General features: G+C 56.4%; 29 protein-coding genes and 1 pseudogene. 9 read left to right on the top strand and 21 right to left on the bottom strand.

Annotated elements, in window-relative coordinates:
* Window positions 1-118: 118 nt before the first annotated feature.
* Window positions 119-346, bottom strand: a pseudogene (locus tag CU102_RS24215) (IS6 family transposase); the annotation flags it as partial.
* A gap of 313 nt (window positions 347-659) precedes the next feature.
* Between CU102_RS24215 and CU102_RS24210 the strand changes: the two are divergent.
* Together CU102_RS24210 and CU102_RS24205 are read left to right on the top strand one after the other, a co-directional pair.
* A complete protein-coding gene (locus CU102_RS24210) occupies window positions 660-2,249 on the top strand; it encodes an alpha/beta hydrolase (RefSeq protein WP_106713638.1) in 1,590 nt (529 codons plus the stop codon).
* 36 nt (window positions 2,250-2,285) lie between these two features.
* Window positions 2,286-2,597 carry a hypothetical protein gene (locus CU102_RS24205; RefSeq protein ID WP_106713637.1) on the top strand — a complete coding sequence of 104 codons (312 nt, stop codon included), beginning with the start codon at window positions 2,286-2,288 and terminating at the stop codon, window positions 2,595-2,597.
* A gap of 89 nt (window positions 2,598-2,686) precedes the next feature.
* Here CU102_RS24205 and CU102_RS30575 read toward each other — a convergent pair whose 3' ends face one another.
* The 7 genes from CU102_RS30575 to CU102_RS24170 form a co-directional block, all read right to left on the bottom strand.
* A complete protein-coding gene (locus tag CU102_RS30575; RefSeq protein WP_245425513.1) occupies window positions 2,687-2,995 on the bottom strand; it encodes a hypothetical protein in 309 nt (102 codons plus the stop codon).
* 61 nt (window positions 2,996-3,056) lie between these two features.
* Window positions 3,057-3,896: a hypothetical protein gene (locus CU102_RS24195; RefSeq protein WP_106713636.1), complete on the bottom strand. Its 840-nt coding sequence runs from the start codon at window positions 3,894-3,896 to the stop codon at window positions 3,057-3,059.
* Complete coding sequence (locus CU102_RS24190) at window positions 3,893-4,987, bottom strand: fused MFS/spermidine synthase (RefSeq protein ID WP_106713635.1); 1,095 nt, start codon at window positions 4,985-4,987, stop codon at window positions 3,893-3,895. Before CU102_RS24190 ends, CU102_RS24195 begins: the two co-directional genes overlap by 4 nt.
* Entirely contained in the window at window positions 4,984-5,484 is a 501-nt protein-coding gene (speD, locus tag CU102_RS31170) for an adenosylmethionine decarboxylase (RefSeq protein ID WP_166648623.1), read from the bottom strand. The genes CU102_RS24190 and speD overlap by 4 nt, the downstream gene beginning before the upstream one ends.
* 5 nt (window positions 5,485-5,489) lie before the next feature.
* Window positions 5,490-5,687: a hypothetical protein gene (locus CU102_RS24180; RefSeq protein WP_106713633.1), complete on the bottom strand. Its 198-nt coding sequence runs from the start codon at window positions 5,685-5,687 to the stop codon at window positions 5,490-5,492.
* Between the two features lie 128 nt (window positions 5,688-5,815).
* A complete protein-coding gene (locus CU102_RS24175; RefSeq protein WP_106713632.1) occupies window positions 5,816-6,016 on the bottom strand; it encodes a hypothetical protein in 201 nt (66 codons plus the stop codon).
* A gap of 41 nt (window positions 6,017-6,057) precedes the next feature.
* Entirely contained in the window at window positions 6,058-6,762 is a 705-nt protein-coding gene (locus CU102_RS24170) for an IS6 family transposase (RefSeq protein ID WP_106713651.1), read from the bottom strand.
* A 93-nt stretch (window positions 6,763-6,855) separates the two neighbouring features.
* On the opposite strand from CU102_RS24170, the gene CU102_RS24165 reads away from it, so the two are divergent.
* Window positions 6,856-7,839, top strand: a complete 984-nt coding sequence (locus CU102_RS24165; protein WP_106713631.1) for a tetratricopeptide repeat protein — start codon at window positions 6,856-6,858, stop codon at window positions 7,837-7,839.
* Between the two features lie 522 nt (window positions 7,840-8,361).
* Here the strand turns inward: CU102_RS24165 and CU102_RS29965 are convergent.
* From CU102_RS29965 to CU102_RS24150, 4 genes are all read right to left on the bottom strand, one after another.
* On the bottom strand, window positions 8,362-8,529 hold the full coding sequence (locus tag CU102_RS29965) for a hypothetical protein (RefSeq protein ID WP_166648553.1): 168 nt from the start codon (window positions 8,527-8,529) through the stop codon (window positions 8,362-8,364).
* Between the two features lie 83 nt (window positions 8,530-8,612).
* Window positions 8,613-9,005 (bottom strand): hypothetical protein, encoded by a 393-nt coding sequence (locus tag CU102_RS24160; protein WP_106713630.1) that lies wholly within the window; start codon window positions 9,003-9,005, stop codon window positions 8,613-8,615.
* A 72-nt stretch (window positions 9,006-9,077) separates the two neighbouring features.
* Window positions 9,078-10,712 (bottom strand): chaperonin GroEL, encoded by a 1,635-nt coding sequence (gene groL, locus CU102_RS24155; protein WP_106713629.1) that lies wholly within the window; start codon window positions 10,710-10,712, stop codon window positions 9,078-9,080.
* A 47-nt stretch (window positions 10,713-10,759) separates the two neighbouring features.
* Window positions 10,760-11,077, bottom strand: a complete 318-nt coding sequence (locus tag CU102_RS24150; protein WP_106713628.1) for a co-chaperone GroES — start codon at window positions 11,075-11,077, stop codon at window positions 10,760-10,762.
* A gap of 803 nt (window positions 11,078-11,880) precedes the next feature.
* Here CU102_RS24150 and CU102_RS24145 point away from each other — a divergent pair.
* From CU102_RS24145 to CU102_RS24135, 3 genes are all read left to right on the top strand, one after another.
* On the top strand, window positions 11,881-12,780 hold the full coding sequence (locus tag CU102_RS24145; protein WP_106713627.1) for a recombinase family protein: 900 nt from the start codon (window positions 11,881-11,883) through the stop codon (window positions 12,778-12,780).
* A 178-nt stretch (window positions 12,781-12,958) separates the two neighbouring features.
* Entirely contained in the window at window positions 12,959-13,576 is a 618-nt protein-coding gene (locus tag CU102_RS24140) for a DUF922 domain-containing Zn-dependent protease (RefSeq protein ID WP_106713626.1), read from the top strand.
* Window positions 13,577-13,690: 114 nt separating this feature from the next.
* Window positions 13,691-14,629, top strand: a complete 939-nt coding sequence (locus CU102_RS24135; RefSeq protein WP_106713625.1) for a Bug family tripartite tricarboxylate transporter substrate binding protein — start codon at window positions 13,691-13,693, stop codon at window positions 14,627-14,629.
* A gap of 210 nt (window positions 14,630-14,839) precedes the next feature.
* Here CU102_RS24135 and CU102_RS24130 read toward each other — a convergent pair whose 3' ends face one another.
* The gene (locus CU102_RS24130; RefSeq protein ID WP_106713624.1) at window positions 14,840-15,652 is read right to left on the bottom strand and encodes a class I SAM-dependent methyltransferase; all 813 of its coding nucleotides are present in this window, start codon (window positions 15,650-15,652) and stop codon (window positions 14,840-14,842) included.
* 75 nt (window positions 15,653-15,727) lie between these two features.
* Between CU102_RS24130 and CU102_RS24125 the strand changes: the two genes are divergently transcribed.
* Both CU102_RS24125 and CU102_RS29960 read left to right on the top strand, forming a co-directional pair.
* Window positions 15,728-16,054, top strand: a complete 327-nt coding sequence (locus CU102_RS24125; protein WP_106713623.1) for a hypothetical protein — start codon at window positions 15,728-15,730, stop codon at window positions 16,052-16,054.
* Window positions 16,055-16,154: 100 nt separating this feature from the next.
* A complete protein-coding gene (locus tag CU102_RS29960) occupies window positions 16,155-16,295 on the top strand; it encodes a hypothetical protein (RefSeq protein ID WP_166648552.1) in 141 nt (46 codons plus the stop codon).
* 21 nt (window positions 16,296-16,316) lie between these two features.
* Here the strand turns inward: CU102_RS29960 and repC are convergent, their stop codons facing one another.
* The 4 genes from repC to CU102_RS24105 all read right to left on the bottom strand — a co-directional run bounded on the left by repC (window position 16,317) and on the right by CU102_RS24105 (window position 20,998).
* Window positions 16,317-17,534: a plasmid replication protein RepC gene (gene repC / locus CU102_RS24120; RefSeq protein ID WP_106713650.1), complete on the bottom strand. Its 1,218-nt coding sequence runs from the start codon at window positions 17,532-17,534 to the stop codon at window positions 16,317-16,319.
* Window positions 17,535-17,691: 157 nt separating this feature from the next.
* Window positions 17,692-18,690: a plasmid partitioning protein RepB gene (gene repB / locus CU102_RS24115; RefSeq protein ID WP_106713622.1), complete on the bottom strand. Its 999-nt coding sequence runs from the start codon at window positions 18,688-18,690 to the stop codon at window positions 17,692-17,694.
* A 78-nt stretch (window positions 18,691-18,768) separates the two neighbouring features.
* Window positions 18,769-19,974 (bottom strand): plasmid partitioning protein RepA, encoded by a 1,206-nt coding sequence (repA, locus tag CU102_RS24110; protein WP_106713621.1) that lies wholly within the window; start codon window positions 19,972-19,974, stop codon window positions 18,769-18,771.
* A gap of 301 nt (window positions 19,975-20,275) precedes the next feature.
* On the bottom strand, window positions 20,276-20,998 hold the full coding sequence (locus CU102_RS24105) for a haloacid dehalogenase type II (RefSeq protein ID WP_106713620.1): 723 nt from the start codon (window positions 20,996-20,998) through the stop codon (window positions 20,276-20,278).
* A gap of 303 nt (window positions 20,999-21,301) precedes the next feature.
* On the opposite strand from CU102_RS24105, the gene CU102_RS29955 reads away from it, so the two are divergent.
* Complete coding sequence (locus CU102_RS29955; RefSeq protein ID WP_166648551.1) at window positions 21,302-21,451, top strand: hypothetical protein; 150 nt, start codon at window positions 21,302-21,304, stop codon at window positions 21,449-21,451.
* Between the two features lie 76 nt (window positions 21,452-21,527).
* On the opposite strand, the gene CU102_RS24100 is transcribed toward CU102_RS29955, so the two are convergent.
* The 4 genes from CU102_RS24100 to CU102_RS29505 all read right to left on the bottom strand — a co-directional run bounded on the left by CU102_RS24100 (window position 21,528) and on the right by CU102_RS29505 (window position 25,219).
* Window positions 21,528-22,139 carry a class I SAM-dependent methyltransferase gene (locus tag CU102_RS24100; protein WP_106713619.1) on the bottom strand — a complete coding sequence of 204 codons (612 nt, stop codon included), beginning with the start codon at window positions 22,137-22,139 and terminating at the stop codon, window positions 21,528-21,530.
* A gap of 371 nt (window positions 22,140-22,510) precedes the next feature.
* The gene (locus CU102_RS24090; RefSeq protein WP_106713618.1) at window positions 22,511-23,137 is read right to left on the bottom strand and encodes a Urease operon accessory protein; all 627 of its coding nucleotides are present in this window, start codon (window positions 23,135-23,137) and stop codon (window positions 22,511-22,513) included.
* Between the two features lie 152 nt (window positions 23,138-23,289).
* A complete protein-coding gene (locus CU102_RS24085; RefSeq protein WP_166648550.1) occupies window positions 23,290-24,699 on the bottom strand; it encodes an ATP-binding protein in 1,410 nt (469 codons plus the stop codon).
* Entirely contained in the window at window positions 24,674-25,219 is a 546-nt protein-coding gene (locus tag CU102_RS29505) for a putative pterin-binding protein (protein WP_133624672.1), read from the bottom strand. The genes CU102_RS24085 and CU102_RS29505 overlap by 26 nt, the downstream gene beginning before the upstream one ends.
* Window positions 25,220-25,223: the final 4 nt, after the last annotated feature.

The following is a 25,223-nucleotide window of genomic DNA, read 5'->3' as shown; positions in this document are numbered from 1 at the left end:
CAGATCGCCGTCTCTTCCTTTGACACGTCCAGACCTACAAAAAGCTGTTCCATTCTGCTCTCCTCTTTTTGACGCGGCCATAGTAGCCGCCAGAGAGCGCTGACAATCAATTACTCAGAGTCTCATCCAGATGCCATCTGCAACTGACCTGGCGCTTCCTTCTGTTGAAGGTCTCAAGCAGCCGAGGACTGAAGTGGATGATCCAGCGATGGATGGTTGAATGGTCGATCTCAATGCCGCGTTCTGCCATCATCTCCTTCAGATCGCGAAGGCTGAGATTGTAAGAGAGGTACCACCTGACACACAGAAGGATGATGGTTCGATCAAAATGACGGCCCTTGAACATTGCGGCTTCCTGGCTGAACACTGAGCCAAACCCATCGCATGTCAGTCACTGACAAAAAGTTTGCAACACAACCCTTTGACAACGGCGACTGCGCCGCGAGTGCATCCCGCATCGCCTACCGGATGCGTCAAGCAATCTTCTCAGCGTATTTCTATGTTGTTGCCAATCAGCGTAGTAACGACTCGCGAGAAACTAAGCATATTTGCTTACATTGGTTAGTTTACTTTCGACCTTGCGAGAATGGGCCTATTGTCGGGCATGCCCGCATAGTCAGTTTCGTCAATCGACCAGCGGCAATGGGGGGAAAACGATCATGGCCGCGATCAAATCCAAAATCTGTCTGCAACCGTGCAACTGGTCCGCACCGGCTGGAAGTCTGTTTTTGCTGATGCTGCTCGTCATCATGCTGATTGCGGGTCCGGTTTCTGCAAGGCAAGCGGAATTCATGCAGACCACATGCTGGTTCACCGTCCCCAAGGATCGCGATATGAGGTGCGGGCATCTGGTGGTGCCGGAGAACCGTACGAAAGAAAACAGCGCAGTTATCAAGTTGGCGGTTGTCATCTTCGAGCCGGACCGCGAGCGGCACGAGCCCGTTGTTTATCTAAGCGGGGGTCCGGGTCAAGCTGCGCGGATCGAGAGCAAGGGTGACATTGAAGAATGGTGGCGTTTTATCGACAATGGCGCGTGGTTGCGCGGCCGCCGCTTGGTCGTATTTGATCAGCGGGGCGCCGGCCTATCGGAACCGTTGCTGAGCTGTTCGAAACACTACAGTCCGGCGCTCTGGAATGGCATTATATCACACCCCAATGACCCGCTCGATTTTGATCTGGCACAAAAACGCGAAGTTGAGGCATGTCGCGATGATTTGATCGGGAAGAGCATTGACCTCGCCGCGTACAATACCAGCGAGAACGCTGCCGACATTCACGACTTGCGTGGGGCGCTCAAAATAGAAAAATGGGTGCTTTTCGGCATTTCGTACGGAACGAAGGTCGCCTTGCACGTCCTGGAACATCATCCCCAGGAGATCATTGCCGCAGTGCTCGATTCAACGCTGCCGCTCGACGTCAACTACGTCGATCGTGACGCTGCGAATTTGGACAGGGTCCTAAATAAACTTGATAAGGATTGTGCAGCGCACCCCGGCTGCCGCGGTGGCGTTGGAAATATGAAGGCATTGATCAACGAGATTGTGCAACAACTGGATGCCCAACCGATATTGCTGCGCCTCAAAAGCAACGACCGATCGACCACGTTCACGCGGGTGTCCGGAGCCGACGTTCTGGAATTGATATTCAATCAGTTCTATGACCGCGGCGCGATTGAAATGTTACCCCAGTTGATCCGGCAGACCGCGGACCAGGATTATGGGCCACTTGCCCAGATGCTCAGCTTTTACGACATGAAGGAAGACAGTCGCGCGTTCGCCGATGGTATGCATCTCTCGGTCGTATGCAGTGACCGCATGTCTCCCGCGGCGTCGCCGGCAAAATTTGCGCTGTTGGATAGCTGGGTGCGGGATAATTTCTACAATTGGGCTTGTCCGCTTTGGCCCTCTGCAAAATCGGTCAAACCAAATGGACCGCGTCAGAAAAATGAGGTTCCAGTCCTACTGCTAGCAGGAGAATATGATCCGGCTGCTCCCTCGAACTGGTCAGAGGACTTGGCGAGGCACATGGGGCGCAGTCAGTTTGTACTGTTTCGCGGCGTTGGTCATGATGTGATTGATGCCACGAAATGCGGTGGAGACGTGGTCGCGGACTTTCTGACAAATCCTGAAGCTCGGATCAACACATCCTGTGTGAGGGAGATGTCGGCACCTCAATTTTCAATACCCGAGGGTGACAATACCGATGAACTCATGACTGTATCGGTCCTGCCATCCATGTTGCACCGATAGACTTGGCTGAACTACAAACTTGGAGAGGAGTTTCGAATGTTTCACACTGGTCGAGCTAAGTCGGCATTTCTGACCGTCGCTCTTTCCCTCACTATTATTTCCGCTTTGGTGCCTACGCCAGTCCGTGCGGCAAACAATGTCTGCGAGTATCAGGACTATGATTGGGCGGAACTGAGCTCGGTCGAGAAGGGTGCTTGGGGGGCTCTCGGCTACTCGCAGAGGCTGTGGGACGGAAACGGTGAGTCCTCGACTTCTGACAAGGATTGGTCTGAGCTCACGTCTGCCGAAAAGCGGGCGGCGCAATCCCTCGGCTATACTCGCTCGTCCTGGGAAAGCGGCAGATGTTAGGTCTCGTGAGCAAAGGTTGACTGGGGATCTGCCGTATGGAGGCAGCGTTGGGCGAACGGATCGGTTGACGGATGAGGAATGGGCGCTGATCAGCTGCTTGCTTCGAGCTGAACGAGGGCGCCGGTGTCGCCCGGCGCAGGACAATCGCCACCGATCGGGTTGAGGCATTCCTCGCCGGCAAAGGCTCCGATGCCGATGCTATCCGAGCCGAGATCGACAAGGCCGATAGCGAGGCGGTCATCCCGGCAAAGAGCAACCGCCGCGAAACAGCCCTCAATCATCTTCGCAAATATAAATGGCGCAACCAGATCGAGCGCCTGTTCAACAAACTCAAGAACTGGCGACGCTTGGCAACCTGTTATGACAAGACAAAGGAGTCCTACTAGGCTTCGTTGCATTGGCCTCAATCAAACTCTGGATACCCTTTGTCCGTGACACCTAGTCTATAGTCTAGGCTGATCAAAACCAGAGCTCCCAGATATACAATGCGACCTCGGCTAGAATTGCGAGCAGGATGCATATTTCGATCGAGAGACTTCTTCCGGCCTCCCGCCTTTCACTTAACCGCATAAAAGCTTGTTCGTAAAACAAGTGAGTTGCGTCGACTGCTTTTTCTGCCGCCTTTATACGCGCGGCAATCTCTGTCCTTAAGCTCAGCTCAAGAAATATGCGCCGAGCAATTGGAGGCGTGATCAGGTCAGAGCGATCGAGCAACGCCTCCGCGCGGATCAGCCAATACTTTGCCGCACTCGCTTGGGCGGCCGAAACACCTGCTCGTTGCTGGAACGAACGTCCAGCACGGCTCAAGTAGAAGAACGTCGCATCTTCTTCTGAAGTTTGCCATTGGCTTACTATGCCCTCCTCTAGGCGACATAGTTGTTTATATATCCATTCAAATTGGGCGATCCCCTTCCTAGCCGGCCAATCCTGGTCCCCGACGATGACTATCTTGCGTACTGCGCGTAAGACGCGGGCTCCCTGAAATGAGACCTCGATCACTGATTGTCGGGCGCCGGCGCCAGATGCATCTTCGGATATCCAACCCTCCGCCGCCTTCTGCATTGGGAATGGCGTCGCAGAACCTGCAGGGAGGAAGATAATCTCGCAATCGTGCGAGCGCGACATAGTGATTGGCGCAAGCGTCCTAGCGTCAAGCAAGTAATCGGGGTGCGGGAGTTCTTCGAATAAGGCCAGGACAGGCTCTGGCAAATCTAGCCTGATCTCTTCGTTGGCGCACTGCGACGATTCGGATCCAAACGTCAGCAGCCACGCACGTGGTTTGAGCAAAGTTGCGGTCACCCGTCGTCTCGCACTAATCGAAGTCTCTCCCATGTAGGATCAACCTCGTGTATGTCCGGGAATCTTACGTAGCGATCATCATCATCCACAATCGGCCCCGGCAACGAGAGATAAAGTTTCAATTCTTTGCAGTTGCAGAAGCTCGCATGCAGAAGCTCTCCGTTCAAATGATCGAGCCAATCAGGATCGAGCTTAGCCGAAATTCGACCCTCGATGTCCAGTGGAGAGATAAGCTCAAGAGCGTCGCTCCCATCCGACGCTATCAGAAAGCCCCAAGAGCAGAGGAATGACGGGACATTCAGATGATAGCTACCGACGTTCGCAAAAACGGTCTGCAGAGTGCGCCGTAGGGCGATATGATCCTTCCAATGATTAATTGAGAACTCAAGCCCTTGGATCGCCAGAATTCCTCCGGGGCGAAGCCGTTTTTTGGTTAGTTCGTAAAACTGTCGCGTGTAGAGCCGCTGAGCAGGGCCGTTGTCCAGCATATCGACTACATCTACAATCACGACATCATATTGCCGGTCATCGCCCGCAATAAATTCACGTCCGTCCTGAAAGTGAATTTCCGCGCGCGGGTCCTCGAACGCGCCGCAATGCCATTCTGCCAGATGCCGTCGGCAGAGTTCTACGGCTTGTTGGTCGATATCGACCATTACTGCCTTGCGAACCGTACGGTGCGCAAGGACTTCGCGCAACGTAGCTCCTTCCCCTCCGCCAATGATTAAGACATCTGTCGGTTTTTCGTGTAGCAGCATCGCCGGTTGGACGAGCATTTCGTGGTAGAGGTCCTCATCGTGAGCCGCACTCTGAATCACGCCATCCAGGTACAGTGCAACACCATGATTGTACGTGTCAGCTATCACGACGCTCTGGAAAGCCGTCTTTTCCGAGCAGAGAATCGATTTAACGCTATAGTGATACCGATCAATCGGATCAGCCATTTCGACGACATACATGCTCTCGCGGAACGGCAACTGGTAGGAAGGGGCATCCGCATAGAAATACCCTGGCGGTAGAGGCGGTAGAGGGTAAGATCGCTCATCCTCCTCTGGTGACGATGGTGCAGCCTGATGTGGCGAATACGTCATGATGAACACTCTGCGCCAACATCACATACGCAGAGCCCTCGCATAATCTGAATGATCTCGATACGGCGCGGGCTGAACACTCTGACCATGGCAGGCAAACAACTTCGGGGATCACAAACGCCACACATGAAGATATCGATCGCGCAAAAGCTCTTCTCTGGCCATGTATGAACCGTCATGTGGCTCTCAGCGAGTATTGCGGCGCCGGTGATCCCTCCTCCGCTCCCAAATCTATGAAAGTGTAAATGGAGCAGCGTAGCGCGTGACTGGATGATTGCGTCCCGAAATCCCGACTCGATTCGCCCCATATCCGCGAGAGCTGAGGCACCATAGAACTCTGCAATCAAATGGCGGCCAGGTAACCCGCCGCCGACAGCATGTTCACTCAAACCGCTATCGGCCACAGGTAGCGGAGGGATAAAAGTACCAGCTACATCATAGTGCGCGGAGAAATCAGCGGCGGTCGACTGGAATAACTCCGAGTATGAACGGGACATCGAGTTCATCTGCTCACCTTTAACGCGGCGGGTTCTGCGGTGCGCTCCGCTTCGGCAAGCGTCAACAACAACTTCGCGAAATCGTCGCCCGTCGCGATGAGCGTGCAATTAATACGCATTGCCGTCATGAACTCCGGCTGCGGTATTTGCTTGCGGAGAGCTTGGGCTCCAGCCTGCTCCCTTTGAGATTGCGTTTTGATCACTCGAAGACCTTCCCCGTGGGAAACGATATTCGTTCCGCAGGCTAGAACATTCAAGTTGACCTTTAGGTCTATAGAGTAACCGTGGGGTTATGACCGCGCTCAGCGCAAATATTTCAGGTGCTTTAATCCTAAACTTGAGCCAGTTCGAATTCGGCACGAGTAACCCGAGAGATATCGATGATCGTCATCAGTTCATCGAATAAGGCTGCGATAGTGGGATCCCGATCAGCAAGTTCGCTGACACGCAGGAAGGCTTCTTTGTTCAGGTAGCTGTCCGTTACCATGATCAGTTGCTCATCCTTCTGGAGTGGCACCGCCGGCGATGTCACGGTAATCCAAATTGTGGGCAACGATACCCGCAGCTCCGATTTCAGGCGGTCGCTCCAGTTACAGCTTTCCACTCTGCCATGGCTTTGAGCCTGTGTAGATGGATAGCGAAAGCAGTGCGGTTGTGGTTGGACGGAACGAACAGATTGCGTAAGGTGGAGAAGATCGAAACGAAGCGTTGCAGTCCTCCCGGCGACCGGAAACCCTGCATGGACCATTCCCGTTTTCGTAACGGCACGTGGGAATTCTCGGCCCGGTTGTTCAGCCCTTTGTGAGAGCGGTGTTCGACATGGGGCATGATCTGCCGCTTCGCTGCACCATAGGATCGCAGCTTATCGGTGATGATGCGCTTGGGCGGCAAGCCTTGCTGTTTCAACAGGCGCATCAGCAATCGCCTGGCAGCCTTGGTATTGCGGCGGGTCTGCATGATCTCGTCAAGGACATAGCCGGTATGATCAACGGCGCGCCACAGATAGTGTTTCTTGCCCGAAATGGAGATCACCATTTCATCAAGGTGCCAGACATCGTTCTGCGACGCCTGCCTGCGGTGCAGCCGGCGCGCATAATCCGGACCGAACTTGATCCCCCAGCGGCGGATGGTTTCATAGGATACCAATATCCCACGCTCCAAAAGCATTTCCTCGACCAGGCGCAAACTTAACGGGAACCGGTAGTACAGCCACACTGCATGAGCGATGATCTGGGGTGAAAAACGATGGTGCTTATAGCAGACAGCAGGCTGGTTCATGCCCATCCTTTTATGCCAAACTCGCTGAGCCAAAGTTAATGTGACAAGCCCGTCGGCGCCGCTGTCGAGGGGCTTGATCTCGAACTCGCCCGCATTCATCACCTGCGCGGGAACCTGCATTTCCCGCTCGGCCAGATCGATTTCTGCCAAGCGGAGCATGCCCGAGCCTTGGAGCATGCCCGGCGCGCCGGCTCGGTCGAACTTGAAGCCCGGGCGCTCGGCGGCATTGGTGACGCCGACTACATGCGCGGGCATATGCGTAAAGCCCGCAACCGCTTCAGCCGGTGCGTCGAGCTGGCCCGCGAAGAGGGCCTGGGCCGGATCGAGGTCGCGAACCTACCCATGGTCGGTCACTGCCTGATCTACACATGTGAGTTCGACCGAGCACTCGAAGTGGCCGGTCAAGCCTTGCAGCTCGCCTCGCGGGTGGGCCACCTTCGGGCCGAGATCATCGTGCACAATCTCCTCGCCGACGTGGGCCAATCGCGGAGTGAGCCCGAGCGGTGCGAAGCATCCGCTCATCGACTGATCGAACTGGCCGGGCAAATCGGCTCGAAACGGTTCGAGGCGCACGCACTGCAGCACCAGGCCGAGGTCCTGCGCCTCCGCGGCCAACGGGCGGATGCCGAAAACATGCTCGAGAAATCGCTTGCGATTGCCCGCGAGAGCGGCCTGCAGTTTGTCGGCCCGTGGATGCTGGCTCAACTGGCGGCAACGACACGAGACCCGGCGCGGCGCGCCCGAGCCCTAACCGAATGCGAGGCGCTGCTCGCGCAGGGCTCCGTCGGGCACAATTACTTCTGGTCGTATCGGTATGCCATGCAGGCTGCACTCGAAGCCCGCGCTTGGGACGAGACAGAGCGCTACGCGCAAGCGCTTGAGGATTACACCAGGGCGGAACCTCTGGAATGGGCGGATCTGTGGACCGCCTGGGGCCGCGCCATCGCCGCGCATGGACGGCGGCCTACAGACCCGAGCTGCAGGGCCGAGCTGCTCCGCGTCCGTGACGAGACCATGCGCGTCGGAATGATGGGAACCTTGCGATTGCTCGATCAAGCCCTGAATGTCAGCTGCTGAATGGCCGGAGGGCTGGCGTCAGCGGGATAGAGTGCCGCGTAAGGAGAAAGCCATTCAAGGACGGCAGGATCAGCAGCATGCTACATCGTTCAACCCACAGTGGACTTGAGATCGGGCGAGCGCAGGAGCGGAGCGCCCCGGCAACGAACACCCTTAGGCGGCCGGCAATGACCGATTTCTGGCGCTCTCGTGCAGGGGAACAAAAGTTCTCCGGACCAGGGTGGCCGCTGAATAGCGCCCCGGATAGCTAGAGGGGCCCAGCCGGCAGGCCCACGACCCTACAATCTCAAGAGCCAGGCCTCTACCTTCCCCTATGCCGCTCGGGCGTGCGCCGGCACGGCACGGCACAGGACTTAAGCCCGCGCGCGCCTCGGTCAATAGGTGATGCTGGTCAGAACCACGTAAAGAATCGTGGCGGCCACGCCGCCGACCATCAGTGTCAGGAGCCAGAGCGACGGTTCCGTTCTTATTCGATCAAGATATCTCATCGGACGCTGCCTTTTCGGATAGGGTGCATGCCCCTTAGATCAGCCTGTTGTCCTCGGCCGTCTGGCGGGCGCGGCGTCGGGTTCGGTCGGTGTCGGATTTCCGCTGCCTTTCCAATCCAGCCTTGCGTATCCGCTCGAAGCGGTTGTCCTCGCTTTCGTCGGGTAAAGGTTGAGGCTCGGCTTTCTTCACGAAGGTGATCATCAGTCGCATTCCTTGCTCAGGTTGATCGGAAAGGCGCGCCGGAGCGGATGTTCCGGCGGTCGCCGTTTCAATTCTGGCGAGCTTCAGGTAGCGAGAGCCACCGCGCAGGTTTCGGCGCCGCGCCTGTCAGGGCTGGTCTGTCCGGGCATCGTCGCCCAGCCCCCAGCCTCCACGAACTGACGCTTCTTGAAGCTGTCGGGTATCGCCTTGAACTCGACAAGTTTCGTCGCCGCATCCGGTGCCGCGTTGAACCTTTCGACGCATATGGCGGACGCCAATTCTCCGCGCGCGGTGTCACCGGCCGCTGCCGCCATGGTTCGCGAAGTGCCGCCGGTGACCCAGCCGCCCCAGCTGAAGCCGACAACGATCGTGGCGATCACCGCCGCGATGCATGCCCAGACCAGCATGGTCTTCGAAGGCTGGTAGTCTTCCCAACGACGGGAGAGAGATTGTTTCGTCGTGCTCTGCATGGCCATAAAAATTTTCCTTCCAGGTTGGAGTGCGGATTGCTTTGTCCGGCCGCGCTGACCGAACGGTTCAGGCACTGCTCAGTAACCCATTCCGCCCATGCCCCCGCCGTTACCGGCTACGGGCGCGTCCTTCGGGGGGATGTCGGCGATCATCACCTCGGCGGTGATCAGGAGGGCGGCGATTGAACCGGCGTCCTGCAAGGCGGTCCGCACGACCTTCGCGGGGTCGACGATGCCGGCCTTGATCATGTCGACATAGGTTTCGGTCTGGGCATCGAACCCCTGGTTGCGATCCTTGCTGTCCGTCAACTTGCCGACCACGATCGAGCCCTCGACGCCGGCATTCTCGGCGATCTGCCGGATGGGGGCCTCAAGCGCCCTGAGCACGATGGAGATTCCGGCGGTCATATCGGCGTTGGCCCCCGTAAGGGAGGCCAGCACGGCTCTCGCGCGGAGCAACGCGACGCCGCCGCCAGGCACGATGCCTTCCTCAACCGCCGCGCGGGTGGCGTTGAGCGCATCGTCGATGCGGTCCTTCTTCTCCTTGACCTCGGTCTCGGTCGCGCCGCCGACGCGGATCACCGCCACGCCGCCTGCAAGCTTTGCCAGCCGCTCCTGCAGCTTCTCCTTGTCATAGTCGGAGGTGGTCTCCTCGATCTGCGCCTTGATCTGGCTGATGCGTGCGGCAATGCCGGCCTTGTCGCCGGAGCCGTCGATGACCGTGGTCGTGTCCTTCTCGATCAGCACGCGCTTTGCCCGCCCGAGCATGTCGAGCGTGACGTTTTCGAGCTTGATGCCGAGGTCCTCGGAGATCATCTGACCAGCGGTCAGCACCGCGATGTCTTCCAGCATGGCCTTGCGGCGATCACCGAAGCCTGGAGCCTTGACGGCCGCGACCTTGAGGCCGCCCCGCAGCTTGTTGACCACGAGGGTCGCGAGAGCCTCGCCCTCGACATCCTCGGAGATGATCAGCAGCGGCTTGCCGCTCTGCACCACAGCTTCCAGGATCGGCAGCATGGCCTGCAGATTGCCGAGCTTCTTCTCGTGGATGAGGACGTAAGGATCCTCCAGTTCCACGCGCATCTTCTCGACATTGTTGACAAAGTAGGGAGAGAGGTAACCGCGATCGAACTGCATGCCTTCGACGACGTCGAGTTCGGTCTCGGCGGTCTTGGCCTCCTCGACGGTGATGACACCCTCGTTGCCGACCTTGTCCATCGCCTTGGCGATCATCTCGCCGACGGTGGCGTCACCATTGGCGGCGATGGTGCCGACCTGGGCCACCTCAGCCGAAGACTTCACCTTCTTGGCGCGCGCCTGGATCTCCTTGACGACCGCTGCGACTCCAAGGTCGATGCCGCGCTTCAAATCCATTGGATTCATGCCGGCGGCGACCAGCTTGGCGCCTTCGCGCAGGATGGACGCGGCGAGCACGGTCGCGGTCGTGGTACCGTCGCCGGCGAGTTCGTTGGTCTTGGATGCAACCTCGCGCACCATCTGCGCACCCATGTTCTCGAACTTGTCGGCGAGCTCGATCTCCTTGGCGACGGTGACGCCGTCCTTGGTGATGCGCGGCGCGCCATAGGCCTTGTCGATGACGACGTTGCGGCCTTTCGGGCCGAGCGTCACCTTGACGGCGTTGTTCAGGAGTTCGACACCGCGCAGCATGCGGTCGCGGGCATCGGTGGAGAATTTGATTTCCTTGGCAGACATGATGTTTGTCCAGTTCGATCTTGAGAGTGAGGGGGCGGAGAGTCCGGTCAGGCGGCTTTTTTGGTGGCCGCTTCGGTCTTCTCGATGATGCCCATGATGTCCGCCTCCTTCATGATCAGAAGGTCTTCGCCGTCAATCTTGACCTCGGACCCGGACCACTTGCCGAACAGGATGAGATCGCCCGCCTTAACATCGAGAGGAACCAGCTTCCCGCTTTCGTCGCGGGAACCCGGGCCGACGGCGATCACCTCGCCTTCCTGCGGTTTTTCCTTCGCGGTGTCGGGAATGATAATCCCGCCTTTGGATTTGATATCGCGTTCCGCACGTCGGATGACGACGCGGTCGTGGAGTGGCCGGAATTTCATTGGGTTCTTTCCGCAGCCGACGCATAGGGGCAGCTGCAACCCATATATAGTGCTGTTGGCACTCGAATGATAGGAGTGCCAAAACTAATTCTCGCGTATTGCAAAATATCGACTGATATAAAGCACGAGATTTTCGAGATGTAACTGCTTCTAATACATAATCTCCTCGATTTTATCGATGTTATGCATCGGCGATATGCTAGTTTTTTACTCACCATCGGAAATAAACGTCATGCCGCGCCTTGTTTGAAACCAAATCGAAGTGCATGTGAGTGGCTCGTTGATTTGGGCCGATTTGGCTTCGCGGTGTCAGAGACCCGCCATTCACCAACGAATTCTCGATAGCGGCTCCATTGCGCCAATCCGGCGCGTATGCCGCTCCGTTGGAATCCTGGAACGAAACCCAGCGCTGACCACGGATGTACTGGCAGCCGCGGGATGGTTTCGGTTCGGATGGGAATGATGCAGGAAGCGCATCCCTCCTGAAATCATCGCCGCCACGAACGCTGACGACCTTAACACCCTGTTTACGTTAATAGTTTTGGTTATACCGCACCTAAAGAGTATTTAGCTTCGGTTTGTCGGACTATGTATTAACAACTCACTGCAAAGTAATGTCGGCCGGAACGGACACCGACGTAGCGTGCGCTTCTCTTGTCATCCAGACGCCCGTTTTCCCTGTAGTTCGTGCGTTTTGTCGCCTATGCGGACGGCGCTTTACCTATTATCGGCATTTTCAAACGACCGTTTATCCATGACTTCCGATATTGTACAAACACCTTTTTCGTTGCTAGAATCCTCGAATGAAAGCTCTCCAAAAGCCCCGCCTAATCGGGTATGCCCGCGTCTCCACTGAAGATCAGGTCCATGATGCCCAGCTCATTGAGCTGAAAGCCGCGGGCTGTCACGAGATCTCTGAGGAACATGGCTCCGGTGCATCTCGTGCGCGGCCGGTGTTGGCAAGGCTCTTGCGCGAGATCGATTGCGGCGACATCCTGGTGGTGGTGCGACTTGATCGTCTGGCACGCTCTGTCAGCCATCTGCTCGCCGTCATCGAGCAGTTGGAAGAGAAGGGCGCACACTTCCGCTCGCTGCAGGATCCGATTGACACGTCGACGCCGCAGGGCATGTTTTCGCTGCAAGTTCTCGGGGCTGTGGCGCAGCTGGAGCGGGCACTGATTTCGGAACGGACCAAGGCGGGGATCCGGGCAGCCCAGGCCAGAGGTAATCTGCCGGGCAATCCCGGATTTCGGATGCGGAACCCAGAAGCCATCGCCAAGGCATCGCGAGTGCGTAATCGCAGCCATCTGGCTGACCTGACCACAACCATGCCGTCCTGGCTCCCGGTTGTGCAGCGCATGCGGCCAGACCATCCGTGGGAAGACGTGGCACGCAGTCTCAACCATCAGACGGGACAGAATTGGAGCGTCGATCGCCTGCGCCGCTCGGTCAGACGGCTGGTGCGCGAAGGCTTGGCCGATCCTGGGCTAATACGCCCCTCGCCTCGCCGCACGCCGGAAGACCGATTGATGTCGCTGATCACTGGCATCGCCAACGCTAATCCAGAGCTGGCCTTGCGTGACATTGCCAGCCAGCTCGAAGCGATGCATGAACGCACGCCCCGCGGCTCTTCCACTTGGGCAGCCTCGTCGGTCAAGAACCTGCTCGATCGAGCCAAGAAGCTCGGGTTGGTATCACAATAGCCGTTGCAGCCCTCGCGATCCGATAAATACAGGGCCGCTGCATGAGATCGGACCGCAAGTGAATTCTCGGCTCTCGCCCCGTCGGGTTAGTATCACAATAGCTGATTTTTCATCTGCAGTGTTTTGATGGTAGAGTAAGGAATAGAAAGGCTTTGGTTGAAATCGAGGCAAATTCCAAATGGCAGTTGCCAAAGTTGCATCACTCGGCATGGCGCTTTTCGTGGCCATACCAACCGCCGATGCCGCAGTAGTCCTGCGCAAATATGAATATTTTGCCGTGAACGGCCGCACCGCCGAAGATCTCGATCGCGAGCTGGGCCGTAGAGGACCGAAGCTGGAAACAACCGGGCAACGCCATCCAGGCGCAGTGCAGATGCGTTTCACCAACAAGACCAAGTATGGTTCTGACGGGAAGAACTGCCGGGTGGTTGACGCCGACATCGTCGTGCACGCAAAAGTCTTTCTGCCGCGCTGGAACCAGCGGCGGACTGCCCAGCCCGATCTTGCCCTGATCTGGGATACATTCTCCGCCGACATCAAGCGACACGAGGAAGGCCATATCGGCATCGCGCGCTCGGCTGCGGGCAACATGGAGCGCCAGATCAAGGCGCTGCCGTGGCGCGGCGATTGCGCCACGCTGAAAAACGATATCGTCACCTTGACGCCAAAACTGATGAGGCAACACAACCTTGCGCAAATCCAGTTCGACAAGGTCGAGGGGATCAACTTCGAAAGCCGTTTCGAGCGCCTGTTGACTTACCGGCTCATACGCGAATTCGGCGGCCAGACGCCTTAGGGTCGACCGGATTAACAGCTCCTGACCTTAGAGCAGATTTGACTTATTCCGGATCATATCTAGTGGATAGATTCTAACACTTGGTGCCCACGTTTGACGGCACATGAGGACACGATGAAAAGCGCAACAAATCTGGCCGCGTCCACACGAGACTATCCGGCCAAGCCGGTACGCATAATTGACCCGTTCGGGGCGGGCGGCGGGCCTGACCTGTTGGCCCGCGCCCTGGCCCCGAAGCTTTCTGAGATGTGGGGCCATTCGGTGACAGTGGAGAACATCCCAGGTGCGGGAGCCACTGCGGGCCCTGCACAGGTCGCGAAGTCACCGGCCGACGGCCATACGCTGCTGATAAACACCAACGCTCAGGCATATAGTGCGGCGCTCCAGAAGGACCTCCCGTATGACCCGTTGAAGGATTTCATTCCGATCATTCCGCTCACGAGGCAAGCCTACGTGCTCGTCGCAGGCAAGGCGACTGGTGTCACCACCGTCGGCGAGCTCATTGCGGCGGCGAAGGCGAAGCCAGGTGAGCTCAAGTTTGGATCCACCGGTATCGGCACCGGCACACATGTTGGAGTCGAGAAATTCAATCAAGCGGCGGGAATCAAGGCGCTGCATGTACCTCCCTCGCCGAATGATTCGAACGCCGATACGATCGCCAACGCGATAGCGGCGCGCTTCACCTACTATTTGGTGCCAATCTCTCTTGCCCTACCGCACATTCGCGACGGCACACTCGTTGCGCTGGGCGTGAGTACCGCGCGGCGCTCAACCTTGCTCCCGGAGGTACCGACAATCGCGGAGGCGAGCGTCACCGGATTCGACTTCCCGATCTGGTATGGAATGTGGGCGCGGGCTGGTTCTCCGACCGGCGTCGTTGACAAGCTTGCGGATGACATCGGGCGCGTGCTCGCCGGGCCAGATCTGCGCGAGTGGATCGCTAACCACGGGGGTGAGCCAATGAGTATGACGCAGCCTGAGTTCGTGCGCTTCGTGGAGAGCGAGAGTGAAGGCGCGGCGCGACTCATGAAAGCCGCCAGTGTCAAGCCTTAATAGCCGACCGTCTGACGAACGGTCTGCGTAATTCGCGCAATGAAGGATATTCCGGTGCGCATGCGCCAGACTCGTATGCGCTTTCGCCAAAGGCGAACTCTTATGTTAGGCCGATACCACTAGCGGCCTCGAAGTAGCGCTGGGAATCGACTGATTTGAACTTTGGAGACAGTCGACCACGACGCGCCAAAGTTTGTCGGCATGAATGTCTCAGAAACGATAGCGAAGCAGGCGCCCCATGCGATAGGGTGTCAGGACGGTGCTAAAGAGTTGCGCAATCTGGGCGGGCGGTGACATTCGAGCCACCTGTCCGATGTCCCAATCGGAACGATCCTCGATAAGCTCTAGCCCCGGCACCTGTCGCACCATCTCTGCCGGGTCGTCGAGCGCCCAGTGGAGGCTGGCGCCGGTTGCGAGGAGCACCGGATGGAAGCGCAGCAGCTGGATCGTGAAACTGCCATAGGCATCAAAGGCGATTTCACCTGAGGGAAAGTGGCCAGCGATCCGCCGCAGAAGCTGCGGAACCTCATCTTCTTCCAGATATGGCAGAACGCCCTCGGCAACGATCATGGCTGGCCTGTCGGCAGGAAGTTCTGCAATCCAACTGCTCTCGACAATCGAGCAGGCAATCATTGCGCAGCCCGCGCGGTCGGGGTAGATCTGCCGACGCAAGGCGATGACATCGGGGAAATCAACTTCGAACCAGTGAACGTTCGGCCCGGGATCGATGCGTAAGATGCGACTGTCGAGACCACAGCCGAGATGGAGAACCGTTGCCTCCGGGCAGCGCCGAAGAAACGCCTCCGTCCAGCGATCGAGTATATAGGCGCGTACCGCGATGCCGACGATCATGTCGTGACCAACCTTCAAGTGGCGACTGTCCTGATCGATACGGCGCAGTGCATCTGCGGCAAAGCAGTCGCGAAGCAGGGAATCCGGCATGGCGCTTTCCTCCGCCTTCGCCTGGAGCGTGATCAGCAGGGTTTCCCTTGCGCCGGTAAGGCGGATTTGCTCCGACTGCATGCCTTCCCCGTAGAGATTTCCAGGGTGCCAGTTGCTACGTGTGAAACAATTTGGCGCCAACGGAGTTTGACAGCAATGGATAATATCGTTTGGCAAAAAACCGGCATTGGCGCGCAAGGGCCGTCGCATGAGTTCACGGCGATCGCGCCGAACGGCATTGATATCGGTCGGATCTATCGCATCGATGGAGGTCCGCTTAACGGCCGCTGGCGCTGGGTTTTTCTGCTTGGCCATTCGCAGTTCCGCCAAGGCATAATGAGCGGTCACCAGGCGTCGAAGCAAAGGGCCGCAGACCAGGTGCGCAAAACGTACGAAGGCTATCTCGAAACACCGGGGAGCGATGGTGGTGGACAAAGCCGGATACCGCTCAAAAAGCACTCAAACCAAAACCAGGCGGTTTGATATATAATACGCTCTCCGATTCATTTTCAGCCGATGCTCCGTAGCCAAGCAAAGGCGGAACGATGCGCATCGAACTGTTTTCAAAATGCGGAGGTGTTCGATGAGACAACAACACCTCGTCGTCCTCGCGCTCATCATGTGTTTTGCGCTGTTGGCGGCACTCGCTTTTTGTTCGACCGAAGACCCGCCACCCAGCCTGGCTCCCTCCGCTCCGCTGCAACAGCAAGGGACTGGCGGATGACAGCCCCCACTGGAACCACCATCATGTCGCGGTCACCAGCTGCGGCTGCACGCCATTTGCCTTTAGAGCCGCCATTAGCATTGGCCCGACGGAAAACTCCCCTGCCCTCGTCTTTTCCGTCAAAGCTCGCAAATAACCGCCGGCGGAATTGATGTTTTGCGCCCGCTGCAGGATGCAGGCAATGACGATTGCGGTGTTCTCCTGGCCGAAGACATCAAGCGCATCCTCATAGGCCGAGGGTGAAATGCCGAGATATCCCCTCACCTGTGCTGCCGTAGCCATCAGATCCCGCCAGTTGTTGATCCCGCTGGCGGCATAGTCCGCAATTTCCGGACAGGCCTTCATCACTAATCCAAGGGGATAGGCTTTTGTCGCATCTTCCGCTTTGGCTTTTACCAGCTCGGGTTTTGGTCCTTGGCTGCTTCTTAAGCCAGGTTCAAGATCAGATGTAGAGTCGGTGTTTGAATTCTGTTGCTGCGGTTCATTCTGAGACTCATTGACGCTCGGATTCTCAGCATTTACATGGTTTTCCAACAGGATAGCCACTTCGTCATGCAACGCCGCCAAATCGCTCAGGATTGGCTCCAGGGCGGCAAGTACCGCCTGGCGCGGGATTGCCTCGACGATTGCCCGAAACCGCTTCCAGATCGTCCCCCAGTCGCCGGGAACATCCTCCGCGACAGCGACCTCGATGAGTTTGGCAATATCGCGCCGGTGCAGCGTGATACGCTCGCGGACGAGCTTGAGTGCCCTCGAGGCAGCACGCACGCTCTCAGCGGCCTGCTGCAGCTCTTCTGCACGTGCCAGCAACGGCGCCAGGGAGAAGCCGAACGCGTCGGTGATCTCCCCTCCCCTGCCCTTGCGCGAATACCGCTTGCCGTTCGGACTGTCCTTGCGGGTAATCAGACCGCATTCCAACAGTACTGCCAAATGCCGGCGCAAGGTGGCATTGGCCATGCCGTGAGCACGCATCGAGAGCTGGACATTGGAGGGAAACACCACCAGCCCGTTTTCCACCGACAGCTCATTCTCGGGTAGAAATGACAGCAAGGCGTTGAGCACGGCTAGGGATCGGTCGCCCACACCAATGATTTCCTTGCCCTCGCATAGCCAGCGATAGACCTGCCACTTGTCAGCCGCCTTGCCTTCTTCGATTTCCTGCGCTTGTGCCTGTGTTTTCAGCTGGCCAAGCGACATCGCTCGCCGCCCAAAAGGCGTCGTTATCAGATTTCCAAGCATCTCCATTCACCTCTTCAAAAAGGCAAAAGAAATCCAATCACCCGTAACGGTGCCAAAGACTCTTGACTGTGATTCGTGGAAATGCGATTCTCAGATTGCTTAGATATGAGGAAGGCTTCCACGACGGCAACGTTTGGGGGCCTTTTTCTTTTGCGGTCTAATCTCCTGTTTGTTCATTTTCCCTTTGTCGGAACTCACGGTAAAGCCGCTCCAGCTGTTCGGATACATAGGTTCCGAAGCGCGATGCGTCCTTGGATTTCAGCGCCATTGTGAATGCCTTACCCGAACCCTTCGTAGACACGCTCACAGTGTTATCAGCTAGCGCCCATGCTCTCTCGGCAACTTTGCCAGCCTGCTGTTTCGGCTTCTTTCCCTTCTTCAGGTGACTCAGCAGCACGTCAAATCGATTCTCAGGGGTGGAATTCCTAAACTCTTCACTACTGACAAACTCAATAGCCGCCTCCGCTTTTAGGGGAATGACTACCAGCTTTTTGAGCTCTTCCCATCGATCCCGGCCGACACCCTTCGCAGAGCCCACGGCCTCCAACACTGTATCAGGAACATTTTCGACGACAGCCAGCATTCGTGACAGCAAGGTGTCATCCACGGTGAGGGCCGCCTTGATCGTGTCCTTCGTCATTCCGCTATTCGAGAGCTTCTTGGCGAATAGGGACTTCTCAATGAAGGTCAAGTTCGCCCTGGCAGTGTTCTCCTGGCCTTGCGCGATGATGTGGGCAATGTCCTCCAATGGCTTGATGATTGCGCGGACTTTGATACCGAGTTCCCTGGCGACCCTAGCCCGTCGATGGCCATAGACAATCATATAACGCCCCGCATCGTCCGGATGAGGTCGAACCAGGATGGGCGAAGACTGGCCTGCCTGCCTAATCGCTTCGAGCAACAAGCGGTAGTCATCGTCATCATCACCTACTCGGTCAGCGACAAATGAACCTTCGAGCAAGGTAGGATCAAGCGAAACAACCGTCTCACCTTCCAAAATGCGCATCGAGTTTTCCGCCATCTCGTCCAGAGATAGCATCATCGAACGCGACGCTCCCCGTTTGGCATACTCGGACCGGGCTGCGGATGGAGACGGTGCCGCATCGCTTGCGGAGAGAGACGCTGTGACGCTGTCCAACAGGTGCTTTCTAGCCATACAAGCCTCCTGACACTAACCACAGGGTCCTGTTTTTACTCGCCAATCTTCCAATCTGCACGGCTGTCAAAAACAACATCATTTGCGCCCCCAAGCTTTGTGAACGAGAGATACGATCTCACCGTTAACAGCATTCAGACTTTCCATGGCGCGGTCATAAGTTGAGCGTATGAACTGGTTCCTCTCAACCTCATAAAGCGTCTGCTTCGTGATGCCCGCATCCGAAATCGCTGTTGATTTTACCATCTGGTGCTGGAGCATGCGCTTGTTGAACAAGGCCTGCATAAAGCCAACCATTTGTGCCTGAGGACCATCCGTCGGCTCATAGCGCGTCACGAGATAGCGAAACCATTTCAACTTCACAATGGCTCCAGCGCCCTTGATCGATTTCAGAATGCTGCCGAGCATGAGAAGGAATTGGCTCATCGACATGATGTCGAGCATTTGGGGGTGAACGGTTATCAGAACAGACGTCGACGCTGTGAGAGCAGTAAGTGTCAGGTATCCGAGCTGTGGTGGACAGTCGATCACGACCACGTCGTACCGATCATCAACTTCTCTCAAAGCGGTAGAGATCCGCGTGAAGAACATTCGACCTTCGGGCGAGCTTTTGTTAGAGGCAGCGAGGGGCGTTTCGTACTCATATTCCTGGAGCTCTAGGTTCGCTGGCACGATGTCCAGGCCAGGAAAGTTTGTGCGCCGGATCACTTCCTTGATTGATTTTCGGTCACCGTCATAACGGAGGGCTTCGAAGAGTGAAGGGTTCTTATCAAGCTCGGGTTGGATGCCATGGAGTGCGCTTAGGGATGCTTGAGGGTCGAGGTCTATGGCCAATACGCGATGACCCGTCAGGGCAAGGTACTGGGCAAGGTGGGCGGTCGTTGTCGTCTTGCCACTGCCGCCCTTGAAATTCACAACCGAGATCACCTGCAGACTTTCTCCTTGGCGACGGTGCGGCACATAACGCTTAAAGTCCGAACGACCGTGCTTGTCGAGGAAGTGTCGGAGTTCGAGCATTTGAGCGGCGGTGTACGTTCGGCGGCCTGATGGAGTGGTCGATGGAGTCGGGCCCTTGCCTTCAAGGTGAAGTTTTTTAATGTGGTTCTGTGTTACACTCAGAAATTCGGCCACTTCGGCAGATGCAAATTGGCGAAGGCCTTTTTCAGCGTTCGGCGGAAACTGCTCAATACGGAGCATGTTCAGCTTGTCCGAGATGAGCTCCCCCTGCTCGAGGATCTCTTCGTCGAAGTCTACTTCGAAACTAATTTCCGGCGCCACATTCATTTGCTTCTTTCTCGGGAATAACGCTTTTCTCAATCCATATGCTCTTTAAGCGTGATTAATATGCCCGATTCTCTCGCAGCGACAAGAAATTTTTAATTAACAAAAGGTTAACGGTGGAAAACGTCATGGTCGGTAAGTTTGCATCTCGGTCTCAACCGACCAGACTTCCTTATTGGGTGGTATTCTGCCCTCCGTCTCGCCGAGCAGGAAGCGCCAATTCGCGACCTTTAGGCCGCGGAGGCAGCGTCTGCAATGCGATCCGGCTCGGGTCCTTCGCTGGCTGGCGCGCCTTGATTTTGGGCTAGTCGCTCAATTCTTCCTGATGCGCCTTGGCCAAGTCGGCCATGGTATTGAAGCGAAAGTCACATTGCGGCATCTGGCCCGGGTCCATGGTTGCCCCGAATCCCTCCTGACCATGGCGGCGGTATATCCAGCAGGAGGCAAGCCCGTGCTGGTTCGCCGGGCCATGATCATGGAACATGCTTTCCGCCGTGTGCAAGATCTCATGCTTCTGGATGCCAAGCGTCCCCAGCTTTGCGAGCATGTAATCGAAATTACGGTCAGACGGCTTGTAGGAGCCTATGTCCTCGGCCGTGTAGACCGCGTCGAAATCGACTCCCAGCTTTTTGCTGCTCGCGTCAAAGCTCTCGTTGTCCACGTTCGAAAGGATCACAAGCTTGTAGTGCCGCTTCAAATACTGAAGTGCGCCGGCGGAATCAGAGAAAGCTGGCCAATCCCTGACCGAGCGGCCGTAGGCGACACATTCGCTCCAGTCGACGGCAACGCCCCATCCCTCGGCGAGGCGGCGGTACACAACCGGCAACAAATTTCGATAGAGTTTCGACGGTGTTTGAACCTGCTGCGAGGATTCATGGCGGGCGTGGGCCGTGAGAATTTCGTTGCGCGAGAGCGACCGTCCGACCTTGCTCGTCAGCGGCTTCAGCGCCTCGATCATACCCGTTTCCCAGTCAATGAGCGTGCCGTAGCAGTCGAAGGTCAGGGCATTGAAATCGCTAAGCTTCATCGACGCAACTCCGTGATGTTGAAGAAGTCCTGGATCAACTGCGCCGTGGCAGACGAGGCTGGACACGTTCTGGGCGACAATACCTCATTTTCGCGAATACGACGACCGGAATTCGGATTGACGCAAGGTCGGTCGCCACCCCGAAAGCAGCCGTTTTGTCGTCTCAACTGGAACGTCGCAGAAGAGTCAGGTCTTCCCGTACGACGCCTTCGATTGAAGGTCCGCAAGGGGTCGAAACCGGTAATTCGGGTACCAAGCATCAGATTTTCGCCACTAAGTCATGTGGGACGGACTATGCCAATCATGGCAACCAATCTGTTTTTTGTTCTGCGCCAAATCCTCGATTATCTCCTTGATAAGGCAAGAACAAATCGCCACCTGCACGGCTGTCAATATCAGGAAGAGTTTTGCTCTAAAGCGCCCGCTGGCAAGGACAAAGTGCAAGGCCGCTAGGCAGCCTCACGCTCTTTTGCGCAGCGTTATCCCGGCCCCCTCCAGCGGGTATCGGCATTTCGACAACAGCCAGATATCACACTGGCTTTCGGGCGGTGATCGCCACCCAAGGGCCGTGCTTGCCTTCATAACCGCCACCGATGTATTCGATGATTGACTCTATTTCCCAGGGGGCTGAGCGATGGTAGATGGCGATGAGCTCTTCCCGCGACAGAAAGTTGAAATAGCGGCCAAGATTGTCGCGTCCCTCAATGTCGCCGCCCTTGTAACTGGCAAAGTGCAGTCCGCCCGGCTTTAGTGCTCTGGAAACGCGCGTCAACACTTGCGGCAAGGAGCGTCTCGGAACGTGGAGCAGACTCGCGTTGGCCCATACGGCATCGTAGGTTTCGACAGCATCAAGTTCATCAAAACGCATGACACGCACGGGTTGTCTGAGACGCTCTTCTGCCTTGCGGGCGATTTCCGGTGTGCCATCCGTCGGGTCGACCTTGAATCCCGCTGCGATCATGGCTTCGGCATCCCGCCCGCCACCGCAGCCCAGTTCAAGAATGCAGGCACCGGGCTTGAGCATCTGCAGAAAGGAATGGAGGTTGCGGCTGACGCCGCCAGGACCGCTGGCGCAATAAACCTGGGCAGACTGTGCGTAGAAGCGCAGGGTTGGCAGATCGAGTGAGACCGGTGCTTTCATTTGAACCCCATACGTACGGCGTGCCTGCGCCGATAGGCTGTTGGAATTCCCGCCTTGGCATGCGCTACTGCCAATGACTCGAGCCAGGCGGCAAGTTGCGGCGGAACGGGTTCTCGCCCTTCGGCCCACTCCTTCACCAATACCGGGTCACACTCGAGAATATCAACGAGCGTTTCCCTCGACCAAAATAGATAAGCAAGGCATTCCATGAAGCGTGACGGGGTCATCATAGTTCCTGTCGCAAGGATTTGATCAGACGCATCAAACTTAATCTGGACGATATGTCGAACGCCAGCTTACGCATGCGTTCATGCAGGATACCGAATGCAAAGTTTTGCAACGACTGATTGGACACAACGCGGACGGCACAGCTATGTTGCATGTGATGCCACACGGCCAAGCCTCCTTACTCGTCCGGTCGCACAGTAGGAATCGACGAGCTTCCTTTCGGCCGCGAAGGGATGCCATTCCCAACCTTCATGCCCGAACCCTGCCAGTGTCACATCGGCCTCGGGGAATCTGTCGAGCACGTTGCCAATAACAATCATGCCGCTACTTGGTACCACATATGGCGCTGGCTGATAATCAGCGAGCGTTTTGTCGACAGCTTCGTGTATGGTTTTGTCGATGACGGTATGTCGCTTTCCCGTTTCCGTGCAGAAGGCAGTAAACTGATCGGTATAATCATCGCAGAGGTCATCGAGCTCGGGGTGCGAGAGAGCAAGGGCCGGCCGCAATTGTGCGAATTTTTCAGGATCGCGTACACTCCAGATTTCTGATGCATCGACAATTCCGGCATGACTGCGCCATTCCTGGGATGCAAGCATCTTCTTCGCCGGCCGCCCGGTATTGCAGACGGCGACCACATCCGTGCGGGTCGCGCCAGAGCCGAAAGACCGACAATCGTTGAAGCGAATGATGAAGTCATGCGAGTCTATGATCGGCGCAGTTTCATTAGCGACCGGTCCATTACCGACGATTGCTATCCGTTTTCTCATGGATGTTTTCTCCTTTCTGGTACCGTTGCTAAGCTGGATCACGATCAGGCGTATTCAGTGATGTTCGCGGAGAGTTGGTGACGCCAGATCCATTCAAAAAACTCATACTGAGACCATGAATCTCTGCTGATGGATGATCGAACCCCGATCAGTTATCGAATGAAATTCTTCAGACTTCTGATCGGAAAGGAGATTGTTACAGTGGTCCCCTTATCCAATTTGGACTCGATGAAAAGTCTGCCATGCATGGTCTCCACGAGCCGAGCGCAGCCGGTGAGGCCGAGGCCACTGTTGCGTCGGGATTCGCCTTTGGATGAGAAAAAGGGCGTCGTCGCCTTCTTGAGGTGATCTGGTGACATGCCGACGCCATTGTCTTCTACCGACACGACAAGATACTTGTCGAAAAACAGCCCAGTTTTGACATTGGCGCGAACACAGATTTCCGGCAAATCTCTATCGGCCACTGCGTCTTTCGCGTTGCGAACGAGCTCTTGGAGCATGAGAAAAAACTGAGCTTGCGGAACGAGTGATTGACGCGCCACACCACCTGAAATCACAGTTGGCGAGATTATGCTGCCGTCCGGTTTGCACACATCCATGAGGACGGTATCCAGGGAGACGATTGGTGTTCCGTCCGGGTCGTATTTCGGGTAGGCAATTCGCGCTAGCCAATCATTGACGATGGAAAGGTCTGTCGTCCTCTGCCGCGCCTTGTTCAACCGCGTGAAATCCGGAACGGATGTATGGTTCAACGTATCGTGGACGTATGCGTGCAGGGAATTGATGCGTGTGTAGGTCATGTGCGAGAAGAGAAGCGCGAAATGGCGCACATGACTGTCGAAACGTGCTTGGCTGCGGTTGCGCAGAATCAAGAAGATCATGATGGCAATTGCCATTGCCGAGGCAGATGCCAGCAGGAAACTATTGCGAAATGCTTGCTGGTCGAGGTCGGCCGTACGTTTGAAAGTCCGACCAAGACTGGCCGCCGAACTGGTGATCGGTACAACGTAGGTCCAGATTGTATCGAATTCAGAAAGAATTTTGCCGTAGTCGGCGCCTTCGGATAATTGCGGCTTGATCGTGTAATTCACGAGGGCCAGCATCCTGTTGAGATGATCAATATCGTCTTGGGGTAGGATGTGCGCGGCATAATCTTGCGAAACGAGGGCTTGGATGTTCGCTGCCAGGAAAATCGTATCTCGCTTGAGGGGCTGCAGATAGTCGCTCTTGCCTGTTTCCTGTGCCAGTCGCGTCCATCCCATGGCCGAGACAGTTTTTTCGCGAATTTGGGCAGCTCTCCATTGCACTTCATTGACTTCGGAGATGATGCGATAGGCTTCGCGTCTGTACACATCCGTTTTCAGGAAAGACCAGCAGGCGACCGCAATAAGAACCGGGAAAGCCAAATATAGGAGATAGAGGCCGTAAGCCCGAACATGTTTCGACAAAATCGACACCATAGTCTTCGCAGTTGGCAGCACCAGGAACGCTCCGGAGCTGTGATTCGGGGCGATCAGATCTGACGGGCTGAGAACGTCAGGATGCTGGTCGTAGGGCGACAAGGAACCAAATCCAACGGGAGTTATCGCCGGGATCCGAGGCTTTTGGTAATTGATCAAACGGCCATACGATATAATAGGGCCCGCGATCAGCATCCATCAGTGGCCTGAATTCCTGCCCAGTTGCACAAACCGCAGATGATCGATCAGCATCCGAGCAACCGATTTCGGTTGCTATGATCGGATCATAAACATCGATCTCCTTCATCTCTAACTTGGCCTGGTAATCGTCGAGTGCGATACCCTCGATGATTTTGGCTTCGGACAAGCCATATTTGGCAAGAACTTCCTTGAGCGATGCACCTCGATAGCGGAGCTTTGCTCCGTTGGTCCAAGGAGTTTTTGTCTCAATGATTTTAGCGGGGAATGCCTTACGCAGCTCTTGAGCTGTATAGCTGGCAACGGGCTTGCCTGCTTTGCTCTCCACGGAAAGGACGTTCGGATCATCATAGGCTGCATTGGCGAGGGAGACGCCCATTGCCAGAAGGAGAGTGGCAACAAGAGGGATTCTGCTTTGACGCATGCAA

Source organism: Phyllobacterium brassicacearum, assembly GCF_003010955.1.
GTDB lineage: Bacteria > Pseudomonadota > Alphaproteobacteria > Rhizobiales > Rhizobiaceae > Phyllobacterium > Phyllobacterium brassicacearum.
Note: the sequence above shows the minus strand (reverse complement) of the source record. Positions and strands in the feature narration are given on the sequence as shown.

Excerpts from the sequence above, each read along its gene's own strand:
- CU102_RS24210 (WP_106713638.1), top strand. The coding sequence starts at position 660 with ATGGCCGCGATCAAATCCAAAATCTGTCTGCAACCGTGCAACTGGTCC.
- CU102_RS24205 (WP_106713637.1), top strand. The coding sequence starts at position 2,286 with ATGTTTCACACTGGTCGAGCTAAGTCGGCATTTCTGACCGTCGCTCTT.
- CU102_RS30575 (WP_245425513.1), bottom strand. The coding sequence starts at position 2,995 with ATGCAACGAAGCCTAGTAGGACTCCTTTGTCTTGTCATAACAGGTTGC.
- CU102_RS24190 (WP_106713635.1), bottom strand. The coding sequence starts at position 4,987 with ATGACGTATTCGCCACATCAGGCTGCACCATCGTCACCAGAGGAGGAT.
- speD (WP_166648623.1), bottom strand. The coding sequence starts at position 5,484 with ATGTCCCGTTCATACTCGGAGTTATTCCAGTCGACCGCCGCTGATTTC.
- CU102_RS24170 (WP_106713651.1), bottom strand. The coding sequence starts at position 6,762 with ATGAACCAGCCTGCTGTCTGCTATAAGCACCATCGTTTTTCACCCCAG.
- CU102_RS29965 (WP_166648553.1), bottom strand. The coding sequence starts at position 8,529 with ATGATCACCTTCGTGAAGAAAGCCGAGCCTCAACCTTTACCCGACGAA.
- CU102_RS24160 (WP_106713630.1), bottom strand. The coding sequence starts at position 9,005 with ATGGCCATGCAGAGCACGACGAAACAATCTCTCTCCCGTCGTTGGGAA.
- groL (WP_106713629.1), bottom strand. The coding sequence starts at position 10,712 with ATGTCTGCCAAGGAAATCAAATTCTCCACCGATGCCCGCGACCGCATG.
- CU102_RS24150 (WP_106713628.1), bottom strand. The coding sequence starts at position 11,077 with ATGAAATTCCGGCCACTCCACGACCGCGTCGTCATCCGACGTGCGGAA.
- CU102_RS24145 (WP_106713627.1), top strand. The coding sequence starts at position 11,881 with ATGAAAGCTCTCCAAAAGCCCCGCCTAATCGGGTATGCCCGCGTCTCC.
- CU102_RS24140 (WP_106713626.1), top strand. The coding sequence starts at position 12,959 with ATGGCAGTTGCCAAAGTTGCATCACTCGGCATGGCGCTTTTCGTGGCC.
- CU102_RS24135 (WP_106713625.1), top strand. The coding sequence starts at position 13,691 with ATGAAAAGCGCAACAAATCTGGCCGCGTCCACACGAGACTATCCGGCC.
- CU102_RS24130 (WP_106713624.1), bottom strand. The coding sequence starts at position 15,652 with ATGCAGTCGGAGCAAATCCGCCTTACCGGCGCAAGGGAAACCCTGCTG.
- CU102_RS24125 (WP_106713623.1), top strand. The coding sequence starts at position 15,728 with ATGGATAATATCGTTTGGCAAAAAACCGGCATTGGCGCGCAAGGGCCG.
- CU102_RS29960 (WP_166648552.1), top strand. The coding sequence starts at position 16,155 with ATGAGACAACAACACCTCGTCGTCCTCGCGCTCATCATGTGTTTTGCG.
- repC (WP_106713650.1), bottom strand. The coding sequence starts at position 17,534 with ATGCTTGGAAATCTGATAACGACGCCTTTTGGGCGGCGAGCGATGTCG.
- repB (WP_106713622.1), bottom strand. The coding sequence starts at position 18,690 with ATGGCTAGAAAGCACCTGTTGGACAGCGTCACAGCGTCTCTCTCCGCA.
- repA (WP_106713621.1), bottom strand. The coding sequence starts at position 19,974 with ATGAATGTGGCGCCGGAAATTAGTTTCGAAGTAGACTTCGACGAAGAG.
- CU102_RS24105 (WP_106713620.1), bottom strand. The coding sequence starts at position 20,998 with ATGAAGCTTAGCGATTTCAATGCCCTGACCTTCGACTGCTACGGCACG.
- CU102_RS29955 (WP_166648551.1), top strand. The coding sequence starts at position 21,302 with ATGGCAACCAATCTGTTTTTTGTTCTGCGCCAAATCCTCGATTATCTC.
- CU102_RS24100 (WP_106713619.1), bottom strand. The coding sequence starts at position 22,139 with ATGAAAGCACCGGTCTCACTCGATCTGCCAACCCTGCGCTTCTACGCA.
- CU102_RS24090 (WP_106713618.1), bottom strand. The coding sequence starts at position 23,137 with ATGAGAAAACGGATAGCAATCGTCGGTAATGGACCGGTCGCTAATGAA.
- CU102_RS29505 (WP_133624672.1), bottom strand. The coding sequence starts at position 25,219 with ATGCGTCAAAGCAGAATCCCTCTTGTTGCCACTCTCCTTCTGGCAATG.